Here is a 12,245-nt window from a genome sequence, read left to right on the forward strand (position 1 = left end):
CGGCCCGCAGGCCGCTTTCACAAGGCGATGAAGACTGCCGCTCAGAACTGCTCGACGTCCAGGGCCAGCACGCCGGCACTGCCTTCGACGATCGCATGGCGCAGGCCGGAGGCAGCAGACAGCACGTGGTCCGCGAAGAAGCGGGCGGTACCGATCTTGGCGCGGTAGAAGGCTGCGTCGCCCTCACCCGCATCCAGTTTCTGCTGCGCGACCAGGGCTGCGCGCGCCATCTGCCAGCCACCCAGCACGATGCCGGCCAGCTTCAGGTAGAGCACGCTGCCGGCGAACACCGCACGCGGATCCGATTTGGTGTTGGCGACCACGAACTCGACCACCTGCTCCAGCGCGGCGCTGCCGGCTGCCAGCTGCGAACGCAGCGCGGCAAAGTCGGCGCCCTGCGCGGCGCCCTGCTTCTCGGCCAGCGCAGCTTCCGTCGCGCGGACCTGGGCGATGATGGATTTGGCCACCGCGCCGCCGTCACGGACGGTCTTGCGGCCGACCAGGTCGTTGGCCTGGATCGCGGTCGTGCCTTCGTAGATGGTCAGGATCTTGGCGTCGCGGTAGTGCTGGGCCGCGCCGGTCTCTTCGATGAAGCCCATGCCGCCGTGCACCTGCACGCCGTCGCGTGCGACGTTCTCGGACATCTCGGTCGACCAGCCCTTGATGACCGGCACCAGGTATTCGTAGACCGCCAGGTTGGCCTTGCGGGTCGCCTCGTCCGGGTGGTTGTGGGCCAGGTCGCTGTAGGCCGCGCCGACGTAGGCCAGCGCACGCGCGGCCTCGGTCTGCGAACGCATCGACATCAGCATGCGGCGCACGTCCGGGTGGTTGATGATGGCGACCGGGCCGCTCGATCCTTCGACGGCGCGCGACTGGATGCGGTCCTTGGCGAAGGCCACGGCTTGCTGGTAAGCGTGTTCGGCCAGGCCGACGCCCTGCATGCCGACGCCGAAGCGGGCCGCGTTCATCATGATGAACATGTATTCCAGGCCGCGGTTTTCCTCGCCGACCAGGGTGCCGATGGCGCCGCCGTTGTCGCCGAACTGCAGCACCGCGGTCGGGCTGGCCTTGATGCCCAGCTTGTGTTCGATCGAGACGCAGTGCACGTCGTTGCGCTCGCCCAGCGAACCGTCTTCATTCACCATGAACTTCGGCACGATGAACAGCGAGATCCCCTTCACGCCCGGCGGCGCGTCCGGCGTGCGCGCCAGGACCAGGTGGATGATGTTCTCGGCCATGTCGTGCTCGCCGTAGGTGATGAAGATCTTGGTGCCGTAGATCTTGAAGGTACCGTCGCCCTGCGGCACGGCGCGGGTGCGCACGGCAGCCAGGTCCGAACCGGCCTGCGGCTCGGTCAGGTTCATGGTGCCGGTCCACTTGCCGTTGATGAGCGGCTCGATGAAGCGTGCCTTCTGCTCGTCGGTGCCGGCGGTCAGCAGCGCCTCGATGGCGCCGTCGGTCAGCAGCGCGACCAGTGCGAACGCCAGGTTGGCGCCGTGCAGCATCTCCATGCACGGGGTGGCGACCAGCTTCGGCAGACCCTGGCCGCCAAACTCCGCCGGGTGCTGCACGCCCTGCCAGCCTGCCTCGGCAAAGGCGCTGAAGGCTTCGCGGAAGCCCTTGGAGGTGGTGACGCTGCCGTCCTTCCAGAAGCTCGGCTCCTTGTCGCCCGCGTGGTTCAGGGGTGCGACGACTTCGCCGCAGAATTTCGCGTTCTCTTCCAGCACCGCTTCGACGGTATCCGGGGTCGCGTCCTCGCAGCCCGGCAGCTGGTTGATCTCGGCCAGGTTGGCCAGTTCGTTCACGACGAACAGCATGTCTTTCAGAGGGGCTTGGTAGCTCACCTTGGTCTCCTTGTAAAAAAACCGTCATTCCCGCGCAGGCGGGAATCCATACTGAGTAACCGGAGTCGCAAACGCTGGCGTTCCTCTACCTGTGCATGGATTCCCGCTTTCGCGGGAATGACGGTCTATTTGATTTGCTTGTTTAGCCCAGTTCCTTGACCAGCGCCGGCACGACCTCGAACAGGTCGCCGACGATGCCGTAGTCGGCCACCGAGAAGATCGGCGCTTCCGGATCCTTGTTGATGGCGACGATGGTCTTCGAGTCCTTCATACCAGCCAGGTGCTGGATCGCGCCCGAGATGCCGACCGCGATGTACAGGGTCGGCGCGACGATCTTGCCGGTCTGGCCAACCTGCCAGTCGTTCGGCACGTAGCCGGCGTCGACCGCCGCGCGCGAGGCGCCCATGGCGGCGCCCAGCTTGTCGGCCAGCGGTTCCAGCAGCTTGAAGTTCTCGCCCGAGCCCATGCCGCGGCCGCCGGAGACGACGATCTTGGCGCCGGTCAGTTCCGGACGATCCGACTTGGCCAGTTCGCGGCCGACGAAGGAGGACTTGCCCGAATCGGCAACTGCCGAGACGGTTTCGACCGCAGCCGAACCGCCTTCGCTGGCAGCAGCGTCGAAGCCGGTGCCGCGCACGGTGATGACCTTCACGCTGTCGCTCGACTGCACGGTGGCGATGGCGTTACCGGCGTAGATCGGACGCTCGAAGGTGTCCGGCGAATCGACCTTGGTGATTTCCGAGATCTGGGCCACGTCCAGCTTGGCGGCCACGCGCGGCAGCACGTTCTTGCCGAAGGCCGAAGCCGGGGCCAGGATGTGCGAGTACGAACCGGCGACAGCCAGGATCTGCTCGGCGACGTTTTCGGCCAGGCCATCGGCGAAATGCGGCGCATCGGCGACCAGCACTTTCGAGACGCCGGCGATCTTCGCGGCGGCTTCCGCGACGGCGCCGCAACCGGAACCGGCGACCAGCACGTGGACATCGCCGCCGCATTGGGCAGCGGCGGTGACGGTGTTCAGGGTGACGCCTTTCAGCGAGGCGTTGTCGTGTTCTGCAATGACGAGTGCGACCATGATGTTCCTTAGTTAAGCTGTACTGAGCTTGATTAGATGACTTTGGCTTCGGTGCGCAGTTTCTGCACCAGGGTCGCCACGTCCGGGACCTTGATACCGGCCGAACGCTTCGGCGGCTCGGACACTTTCAGCGTCTTCAGGCGCGGGGTCACGTCGACACCCAGGTCTTCCGGCTTGACGGTCTCGAGCGGCTTCTTCTTGGCCTTCATGATGTTCGGCAGCGTCACGTAGCGCGGCTCGTTCAGGCGCAGGTCGGTGGCGACGATGGCCGGCAGGCTCAGCGCCACGGTTTCCAGGCCGCCGTCGACTTCGCGGGTCACGGTGACCTTGCCGTCTTCCAGCACGACCTTCGAGGCGAAGGTCGCCTGCGGCCAGCCCAGCAGCGAAGCCAGCATCTGGCCAGTCTGGTTCGAATCGTCGTCGATCGCCTGCTTGCCCAGGATGATCAGTTGCGGCTGCTCCTTGTCGGCCAGCGACTTCAGCACCTTGGCCACGCCCAGCGGCTCGATCTCGGCACCGGTCTCGACCAGGATGCCGCGGTCGGCGCCGATCGCCATCGCGGTACGCAGGGTTTCCTGGGCCTGGGTCACGCCGCAGGTGACAGCCACGATTTCGGTAACCTTGCCGCCTTCTTTCAGGCGGGTCGCCTCTTCGACAGCGATCTCATCGAACGGGTTCATCGACATTTTGACGTTGGCGATATCGACGCCGCTGCCGTCGGACTTGACGCGAACCTTGACGTTGTAGTCGACCACGCGTTTGACGGGTACCAGGACTTTCATAGTGGGCCTTTGAAAAATGGAATGAGTGACAGACTAAAAATGATCCGAATTATAAGAGCAAAACTGCTTCAACACAGAATTAAAGCACGATCGTGCGTTTTTTGCTTAGAAGGAAACCACTAATTCTGCGTCGCGCTTGATTTGTCGTATGGAGAAATGCGGGGCTGCTGCTTCCTGCCCCACCGGATCGATGCTTCGTTACTTGCGACGAAGCCAGAAGGTGAATTCGCCGTTGATGTGGGTATGCGCCAGCAGTGCGTTGCCGGTCTGCTTGGCGAACGCCTGGAAGTCGCGCACCGAACCGGTATCGGTGGCGACGATGCGCAGCACTTCGCCGCTCGCCAGTTCGGCCAGGGCCTTCTTGGCCTTGAGGATCGGCAGCGGGCAGTTCAAGCCACGCGCGTCGAGGTCCTTCTGGACTTCGATGGTGCCGGTATCGAGTATGGTTTCGCTCATCATTTGCCTGCGGTCTGGTAGGGGCAGATGCCCCGATAGTACTCCAATTACGGGATTATGACGCGCCGCACCAAAATATGATATGCGTGTTGCGTTGCGACAACGTTAAGACAGTTGACAAAATAGACAAACGGCCGGGATTTCCAGCCATTCGCGATGTCATCCCTGCCCTTCCCCATTGCCGCGCCTGACCCAGATGAAGGCGCACACGGCGGCCGCCGCGGCGGTCGCAGCGCAGACGACCATCGCCACGTGGAAGGGCGCCAGCAAAGCGCGACCCTGTACGGTCAGCAACACGCCCAGCAAGGCCGTGGCGATCAGGCCACCGCCGCGCGCCACCGCGCTGTTGAAACCGGACGCGATGCCGGTGTGGCCGCCATCCACCGAGGACAGCACGGCCGTCGTCAGCGGCGCCGCCACGCAGGCCATGCCGAGCGAGATCACCACCATGCAGGGCAGCACCGTCGTCATATAGGACCCGGCACCGATGCGGGTTCCGAGCAGGAATCCGCAAGCGACGATCAGCGCGCCGATCGACAGCGGCAGGCGCGAGCCGTGACGGCCGGCGAACTTCCCCATCAGCGGCGAACCGATTGCCAGGACGATCGGAAACGGCAGCAGTGCGGCGCCGGCCTCCTTGGCCGAATAATGCAGTGCCTGGATCATCACGTAAGGCACCAGCAGCATCAAGGCGCCGAGCGCGCCGTACAGCAGGAAGGTCATCAGGTTCAGGCCCGAGAAACTGCTCGATCCGAACAGTTTCAAGGGCAGCATGGCGCGTTCGCCCGCGCGATACTCGATCCACAGGAATACCAGCAGGATCAGCACGCCCGCCGCGAGGGCAATGCCGCTCGCCGTCGTCAGCTGCTTTTCCGCGGACGCATTGGCCAGGCCCCAGGTCAGGCAGCCGAGGCCGAGGCTGGCCAGCACGGCGCCGAGCGGGTCCAGCTCGACCGGCTTGCCGCTCGTCTTCACGTGGACGAAACGCCAGCCCATGAGGACCGCCAGCGCTGCCACCGGCAGATTGATATAGAAGATCGCGCGCCAACCGACCGTGTCGATCAGCCAGCCGCCCAGCAGCGGCCCGAGCGCACCCGCCGCCGCGCCGGCCGCGGCCCAGATGCCGATCGCCCGTCCGCGCGCCTGGCCTTCGAAGGTGGCGCCGAGGATCGCGAGGCTGTTCGGCAGCAGCAGGGCCGCGCCGACGCCCTGCAGGACCCGGCCGCCGACCAGCATCCACAGGTTGAGGGCAAACGCGCACAGCAGCGAAGCCAGGCCGAAGATCGCGATGCCGGCCAGCAGGATGCGCTTGCGGCCATAGCGGTCGCCGGTGGCGCCACCCAGCAGCAGCAGGGAACTGAGCGGCAGCAGGTAGCCGTTGACGACCCAGGACAGGTCGGCGCCGGTGCCGGCGAGATTCCTGCCGATCGCCGACAGGCCGACATTGACCACCGAGCCGTCGATGAAGGCCAGGCTGCTCGAGAGGATGGAGGTGGCCAGCACCAGGTTCGGATGGGCCGTGCGCGCCGTGGCGGGCTTGCCTTCGGCGAGGGTGCGGTCGCAATGGGGTGGCAGGCTGCTCATGCGCCTCCTCTATATGGACGTCGTCCCCGCGCAGGCGGGGACCCAAGTTTGTGAGCATTTTGTTTGCTCACGCAGTACTTGGGTCCCCGCCAAGGCGGCCGGCGAGGTCGGGGACGACGGTGATACAGCTGACTTAGTGCTTAAACGCGCTCGCCAACCCAGGCAGCCACGCCGGCCAGCGCCTGCGGCAGCGCGGCAGCATCGGTGCCGCCGGCCTGGGCCATGTCCGGACGGCCGCCGCCCTTGCCGCCCACCTGCTGGGCGACGAAGTTGACCAGCTCGCCGGCCTTGACCTTGCCGGTGGCGTCCTTGGTGACGCCGGCGATCAGGCTGACCTTGCCGTCGGCCACCGACGCCAGCACGATCGCGGCGGTCTTCAGCTTGTCCTTCAGCTTGTCCATGGTTTCGCGCAGGGCGGCAACGTCGGCACCTTCCATGGTCGCGGCCAGCACCTTGACCCCGCCCACTTCGACCGCCTGGCCGGCCAGCTCGTCGCCCTGGCCCGCGGCCAGCTTCGACTTCAGCGCGTTGACTTCCTTCTCCAGCGCCTTGACCTGGTCCTGCACCTGGGCGATGCGCGACGGCAGCTCGTCCGGGCCGGTCTTCAGTGCCGAAGCGGCTTCCTGCAGCTTGCGGTTGGTCGCCTGCACCCAGGCCAGCGCGCCCTCGCCCGTCACCGCCTCGACGCGGCGGATGCCGGCTGCAACGCCGCCTTCCGAGACGATCTTGAACAGGCCGATGTCGCCGGTGCGGGTGACGTGCACGCCGCCGCACAGTTCCTTCGAGGAGCCGATGTCCAGCACGCGCACGGTGTCGCCGTACTTTTCGCCGAACAGGGCCATCGCGCCATGCTTGATGGCGTCGTCCATCGACATGTGCTGCGCTTTGGTCGGGTGGTTCTGCAGGATCTCGGCGTTGACGATCTGCTCGACGCGCGCGATTTCTTCGGCGGTCAGCGGGGCGTTGTGGGCGAAGTCGAAACGGGTCTTGTCCGGATCGACCAGCGAGCCTTTCTGCTGCACGTGGCCGCCCAGCACCTCGCGCAGGGCCTTGTGCATCAGGTGGGTGGCCGAGTGGTTGCGGATGGTGCGTGCGCGCTTGGCTTCGTCGACCTGCGCATCGACCGTGTCGCCCACCTTCAGGGAACCCGACTGCAGGGTGCCGTGGTGGCCGAACACGTCGGCCTGGATCTTCAGCGTGTCTTCGACTTCGAACAGGCCGCCCGCGGTCTTGATGACGCCCTTGTCGCCGACCTGGCCGCCGGATTCGGCGTAGAACGGGGTGGTGTCCAGCACCACGATGCCGTCCTGGCCGGCCTTCAGCTCGTCGACCTTCACGCCGTCGGCGTACAGCGCCAGCACGTGGGTGTTGTGCACCAGCGATTCATAGCCGACGAACTTGTTCTTCTCGCCTGCGTACTCGACGTTGGCAGCCATCTTGAACTTGCCGGCGGCACGCGCGGTTTTCTTCTGCTGCTCCATGGCGGCGGCGAAGCCTTCCTCGTCCAGCGACAGACCGCGCTCGCGGCAGATGTCCGCGGTCAGGTCCAGCGGGAAACCGTAGGTGTCGTACAGGGTGAAGGCGGTGGCGCCGTCCAGCGTGTCCTTGGTCTTGGCCAGCTGGGCTTCCAGGATCTTCATGCCGTTTTCCAGGGTCTCGCCGAAACGCTCTTCCTCGGCCTTCAGCACCTGCATCACGCGCGCCTTGGCTTCGCGCAGTTCCGGATAGGCGCCGCCCATCTCGATGTCGAGGTCTTCGACCAGCTTGTAGAAGAACGGCTTGGTCTGGCCCAGCTTGTGGCCGTGGCGCAGCGCGCGGCGGATGATGCGGCGCAGGACGTAGCCGTGGCCTTCGCTGCTCGGGATGATGCCGTCGACGATCAGGAAGCTGGCAGCGCGGATGTGGTCCGCGATCACGCGCAGCGACTTCGACTCGAGGTCGGTGGTGCCGGTTTCGCGCGCGGCGGCCTTGATCAGCGCCTGGAACAGGTCGATCTCGTAGTTCGAGTGCACGTGCTGCAGCACCGCAGCCAGGCGCTCCAGGCCCATGCCGGTGTCGATCGACGGCTTCGGCAGCGGGGTCAGCACGCCGGCTTCGTCCCGGTTGAACTGCATGAACACCAGGTTCCAGATCTCGATGAAGCGGTCGCCGTCTTCTTCCGGCGAGCCCGGCGGACCGCCCCAGATGTCGGCGCCGTGATCGTAGAAGATCTCGGTGCACGGGCCGCAAGGACCGGTGTCGGCCATCTGCCAGAAGTTGTCCGATGCGTAGCGCGCGCCCTTGTTGTCGCCGATGCGGATGATGCGCTCTTTCGGCACGCCGATTTCGTTGGCCCAGATGTCGTAGGCTTCGTCGTCTTCGAAGTAGACGGTGATGGTCAGCTTCTCGGCCGGCAGGTTGTAAACCTTGGTCAGCAGTTCCCAGGCGAAGTTGATGGCGTCGCGCTTGAAGTAGTCGCCGAAGCTGAAGTTACCCAGCATCTCGAAGAAGGTGTGGTGGCGCGCGGTGTAGCCGACGTTTTCCAGGTCGTTGTGCTTGCCGCCGGCGCGCACGCAGCGCTGCACGGTGGTGGCGCGCTTGTACGGGCGCGTATCCAGGCCCAGGAACACGTCCTTGAACTGCACCATGCCGCTGTTGGTCAACAACATCGTCGGGTCGTTGCCCGGCACGAGCGGGCTCGAGCGGACAATGGTGTGACCTTTGGACTCGAAGAATTTGAGGAACTTTTCGCGTATTTCGGTGGATTTCATGTCGTAGGGGCGTGTGAGGGCAGCATGCTATATAAAAAAATGATTATAGCGTGCTGTTGGAAGGAATTGCGGGCGGTGATTGGAGTTGTTGCACCAATTGCAACGGCGGCGAATCCGTCATTCCCGCGCAGGCGGGAATCCAGGTCCGTTGCAATTCGCGAAACTTGGGTCCCCGCCTGCGCGGGGACGACGCTATCTGAGCAGCGCCAGCACCGCGTTCGGCTGCCCATTCGCCTGCGTCAGCATGGCCGATGCCGCCTGCTGCAGGATCTGCGCGCGCGTCAGCCTGGCCGTGGTGCTGGCGTAGTCGACGTCCTGGATCCGGCTTTGCGAAGCCGCCAGGTTGACCGAAGAGGTCTGGGTGTTGGCCGCCGCCATGTCCAGGCGGTTGCTGGCCGCGCCCACCACGACGCGCTGCTTGTCGACGAATTCGAGCGCCTGGTCGATGTGCAGCAGCGCCACCGCCGAGCGGCTCATGTCCAGGTCCGCCAGCCCCAGGGCGTGCGCGTTCATGGCCGAGAATTCCAGGTCGATCAGGTCGTCGCGGCTGGTGCCCGCCCCGACCTGGATCTGCATCCGGTTGACGCCGGTATTGCCGCCTATTTCGGGCACGATCAGGTTGAAATGCGACAGCGGCTTGTCGGCCGGATTCGGGCCGACATCGGGCACCACATCCTTGGCATTGCGCGACGGGCCGGCGTCGGCGTCCAGGCCGCCGATCGCCCCGGTATCGGCGTTCGTGAGATTCATCCTGGTGTTGATGAAGACCTCGCCATTGTCCTGGAAATCGTCCATGAAGGCGGCCGCATTGGCGATGGCGTAGTTCGTGACCGCGTCCAGGGCCGTGTCCAGGGTCGCACTCTGGTGCTGGTTCAGGTAGCTCATCAGGCCCTTGACGCCGCCGTCGACGCCGAGCCCCTTGAGCTTGTCGTGCAGGTAGCGCGAGGCGGCGTAGGCGCCTTCATAACTGGGATCGGCAGCCGCCGCGCCGGTGACGACGGCCGCCACGCCGCTGCCGGCGATCGCATTTGCCAGGCGCTCGTCGGAACCCTGGATCAGCTCGGCCATGCCTTCCTTGAACCACTTCGGCAGCGAAGCCATGTTCATCGAACGGTCCATGACGGCGTGCACCATCTCGTGTGCGATGGTGCGGTCGTTGTACAGGAAGGCCGCGCCGCCGTCGGCGCTGTCGCCGGTGCCGAAATCCGCCATGTCGAGGTTCAGGCTCAGGTCCGTCACCTTGCCGTTGCCCTCGACGGTCCCCGATACCGAGGCCAGCACGTTCCACTGGCCGTCGTCGACGCCGCCCAGATTGAGCTTCAGGTCGGCGCCGTCGCCTTCGATGCCGTAATACTTCTTGACCATGGCTTCCGCGGACGCCAGCCAGCCGGTCTTGAGGCCGTCGATCACCTTGCGCTTCTTGTCGTCGCCGCCGATGCTGGCGGTGTCCTGCGAGAACAGGGTCTGGCCGTTGAACGCGGTGTCCTTACCGACCTGGGTGATCTGTACCAGCAACTGGTTCGCTTCCGTCTGCAGGGCGCCGCGATCGCTCGCCGACAGCGCGTCGTTGCCGGCCTGGACCGCCAGTTCGCGCAGGCGCTGCAGGCTGTCGCCGATATTCGCCATGGCGCTGTCCGCCACCTGCAGCATCGAGGTGCCGTCATTGATATTGCGCATGGCCTGGCTCATGCCGCGCAGCTGGGACGACATGCGCGCCGACACCGCCTGCCCGGCCGGATCGTCGGCGGCATCGCCGATGCGCGCGCCCGAACTCAGCTTCGAGATCAGGCGGGTGGCGTCGGCCGAGTGCTCGGCAAGCTGGCGCTGCGCATGCAGCGACAAGGTATCGTTTTTGATCGACAGGGTCATGGTCGTCGTGGGCCGATTGGGCAGTAATCTGTCCTTAACGACCCGCGGTCACGATTCTGAAGGGCACTTGCCAATTATTTAATGCGGGTGAGGAAATCCGGCGGGATCAAATCGATGCGGTCCGTGCAGAAGGCATCCACGCCCCAGTCCAGCAGTTCGCGGGCGCGCGCCGGCTCATCGACGGTGTAGCAGAACAGGCCGAAGCCGGCCGCCTTCACGCCGCGCGCCTGCTGCGGCGTCAGGTGGCGGTGGTTGGTGTGGATGGCGACCGCCCCGACTTCGCGCGCGCGGCGCTCCCAATCCGGCGGCAGTTCGCTCATCAGGCAGGCGCGCGGCAGCTGCGGCGCCACCTCGCGCGCCGCCATCAGGGCGTCAATGCTGAACGAGGACAGCAGCGGCACGCGCTCCATTTGCCCGGCTGCCAATTCGTCGGCGAACATGGCGGCGGCGATGCGCGCGACCACCCCGCCGGTCTCGATCTCATAGCCCGGCGCCGGCTTGAGCTCGATGTTCATCCACACGCCGTGAGCCTTGCAGAATTGAGCGAACTCGACGAACAGCGGCACCGGCTCGCCCTCGTGTGCGCGGCCGAACCAGCCGCCGGCGTCCATCGCAGCCAGCTCCAGCGCATCGTAGTCGTACACATGGCCGGAACCGGGCACGGTGCGGCCCAGGAAGGGATCGTGCATCACGACCGGCACACCGTCGCGCGCCAGCATGACGTCGAATTCGATGGCGCGAAAGCCGGCCTGCATGCCGCACCGCAGACCGGCCATGGTGTTTTCGGGCGCCAGGGTGCCGCCGCCGCGGTGGGCCAGGATCTTCGGGTAGCGCCACATGCGGGATCTCCTTGTTTTACGCGAAGCGCGCCAGCCACAGGAAGGCGCCGACGTTCACCGCGATCGTGCACCAGAACATCTGGCGGAAGGGCTGCTTGACGGTCTTGTGGCGCAGCCACTGCTGGGCCAGCACGGCGCCCGGCCAGCCGCCGATCAGGCCCAGCATCAGCAGCGTGCTTTCCGGCGTGCGCCGCTCGCCTTTGCGCGCCGCCGATTTGTCGAGGGCGTAGGCGATGAAGCAGGCCACGCTCATTGCCAGGTAGGCGGCGCCGACGAGAGGCGTCAGGTGCCACGCGAACGTGGCGGCGGCATACAGAAGGGCGAACAGGAAGATCGGCAGGTAGCGAAGCATGGCGAAAGCTTACGCCCTGCCGCCTGCCGTGTCCATTCGGCAACGGTGCCCCGGCTCAGCGCGGATAGACGAAGCCGGTACGGATATCGGTCGGCAGCAGCCGGTTCCCGTCGCGCACCATCAGGCGCTGCGGCGGCTCCTCACCCGCCAGCCCACGCCAGATCACGGGCAGCCCCTCCCCTTTGCGCATCAACTCGTCGCTGCGTTCGAAGACGTTGGGGCAGCCGGTCGCCGCCAGCAGCGCCTGCACGATGGTCACCCGCCACAAGTCGACGCCGGCGGCATTGAACTGGCACACCAGGTAACCGGCGGTGCCGCCATAACTGTGCACCAGCAGACCCGGCAGGCCGTCCTTTTCGCCATCGATCACCAGCGCCAGGGCTTGCGGATCGGCCTTGCGCACATCGATGGCGCGGCGCGCGACCGCGGCTTGCACGCGGCGCTTGATCATCGCATGGTCGACCGGCTCGTCCTCGCGCAGGGTCCAGACCCGGGCCGCGATCTGCGATTTGGCGTTATACGCGGCGCGGGCCAGGAACTGGCGCGCGGAGGACTGCACCAGCGCCGTGGTACCGGGCTTGTTGCGCTCCTGGGGCCGGCCCTCGACCTTGTCGATGGCGGAGAGGTAGATCCAGGGGTCGCCGGACAGGATGCTTTTTTCCTTGCCCTGTTTGATGGTGATGATGAGCATATG

At 65.7% G+C, this 12,245-nt stretch carries 10 protein-coding genes; all 10 read right to left on the bottom strand.

What is annotated here, in order from left to right; all coding sequences use genetic code 11:
• Positions 1-41 precede the first annotated feature (41 nt).
• Positions 42-1,844, bottom strand: coding sequence for an acyl-CoA dehydrogenase (locus tag NX782_RS06155; protein ID WP_258844546.1), 1,803 nt, complete (start codon positions 1,842-1,844; stop codon positions 42-44).
• A gap of 142 nt (positions 1,845-1,986) precedes the next feature.
• Complete coding sequence (locus NX782_RS06160; protein ID WP_258844547.1) at positions 1,987-2,919, bottom strand: electron transfer flavoprotein subunit alpha/FixB family protein; 933 nt, start codon at positions 2,917-2,919, stop codon at positions 1,987-1,989.
• 32 nt (positions 2,920-2,951) lie between these two features.
• The gene (locus NX782_RS06165) at positions 2,952-3,701 is read right to left on the bottom strand and encodes an electron transfer flavoprotein subunit beta/FixA family protein (RefSeq protein WP_258844548.1); all 750 of its coding nucleotides are present in this window, start codon (positions 3,699-3,701) and stop codon (positions 2,952-2,954) included.
• A gap of 198 nt (positions 3,702-3,899) precedes the next feature.
• Complete coding sequence (locus NX782_RS06170) at positions 3,900-4,127, bottom strand: sulfurtransferase TusA family protein (protein ID WP_036238555.1); 228 nt, start codon at positions 4,125-4,127, stop codon at positions 3,900-3,902.
• A gap of 189 nt (positions 4,128-4,316) precedes the next feature.
• Positions 4,317-5,741, bottom strand: a complete 1,425-nt coding sequence (locus NX782_RS06175; protein ID WP_258844549.1) for an MFS transporter — start codon at positions 5,739-5,741, stop codon at positions 4,317-4,319.
• 140 nt (positions 5,742-5,881) lie between these two features.
• On the bottom strand, positions 5,882-8,491 hold the full coding sequence (gene alaS, locus NX782_RS06180; RefSeq protein WP_258844550.1) for an alanine--tRNA ligase: 2,610 nt from the start codon (positions 8,489-8,491) through the stop codon (positions 5,882-5,884).
• Between the two features lie 192 nt (positions 8,492-8,683).
• Positions 8,684-10,360, bottom strand: a complete 1,677-nt coding sequence (locus NX782_RS06185) for a flagellinolysin (RefSeq protein WP_258844551.1) — start codon at positions 10,358-10,360, stop codon at positions 8,684-8,686.
• A 74-nt stretch (positions 10,361-10,434) separates the two neighbouring features.
• Positions 10,435-11,199: a glycerophosphodiester phosphodiesterase gene (gene ugpQ / locus NX782_RS06190; protein WP_258844552.1), complete on the bottom strand. Its 765-nt coding sequence runs from the start codon at positions 11,197-11,199 to the stop codon at positions 10,435-10,437.
• Positions 11,200-11,215: 16 nt separating this feature from the next.
• Positions 11,216-11,551, bottom strand: a complete 336-nt coding sequence (locus tag NX782_RS06195; protein WP_258844553.1) for a DUF1294 domain-containing protein — start codon at positions 11,549-11,551, stop codon at positions 11,216-11,218.
• Positions 11,552-11,606: 55 nt separating this feature from the next.
• Entirely contained in the window at positions 11,607-12,242 is a 636-nt protein-coding gene (locus NX782_RS06200) for a class I SAM-dependent rRNA methyltransferase (RefSeq protein WP_258844554.1), read from the bottom strand.
• Between the last annotated feature and the right edge of the window lie 3 nt (positions 12,243-12,245).

Origin of the sequence: Massilia norwichensis, from assembly GCF_024753245.1 — a bacterium.
In the GTDB taxonomy this organism is placed as follows: Bacteria; Pseudomonadota; Gammaproteobacteria; order Burkholderiales; family Burkholderiaceae_D; genus Telluria; species Telluria norwichensis.

Bases quoted from the DNA above. Each gene is read 5' to 3' on its own strand.
- alaS (WP_258844550.1), bottom strand. From the start codon at position 8,491: ATGAAATCCACCGAAATACGCGAAAAGTTCCTCAAATTCTTCGAGTCC.
- NX782_RS06200 (WP_258844554.1), bottom strand. From the start codon at position 12,242: ATGCTCATCATCACCATCAAACAGGGCAAGGAAAAAAGCATCCTGTCC.
- ugpQ (WP_258844552.1), bottom strand. From the start codon at position 11,199: ATGTGGCGCTACCCGAAGATCCTGGCCCACCGCGGCGGCGGCACCCTG.
- NX782_RS06175 (WP_258844549.1), bottom strand. From the start codon at position 5,741: ATGAGCAGCCTGCCACCCCATTGCGACCGCACCCTCGCCGAAGGCAAG.
- NX782_RS06160 (WP_258844547.1), bottom strand. From the start codon at position 2,919: ATGGTCGCACTCGTCATTGCAGAACACGACAACGCCTCGCTGAAAGGC.
- NX782_RS06185 (WP_258844551.1), bottom strand. From the start codon at position 10,360: ATGACCCTGTCGATCAAAAACGATACCTTGTCGCTGCATGCGCAGCGC.
- NX782_RS06195 (WP_258844553.1), bottom strand. From the start codon at position 11,551: ATGCTTCGCTACCTGCCGATCTTCCTGTTCGCCCTTCTGTATGCCGCC.
- NX782_RS06165 (WP_258844548.1), bottom strand. From the start codon at position 3,701: ATGAAAGTCCTGGTACCCGTCAAACGCGTGGTCGACTACAACGTCAAG.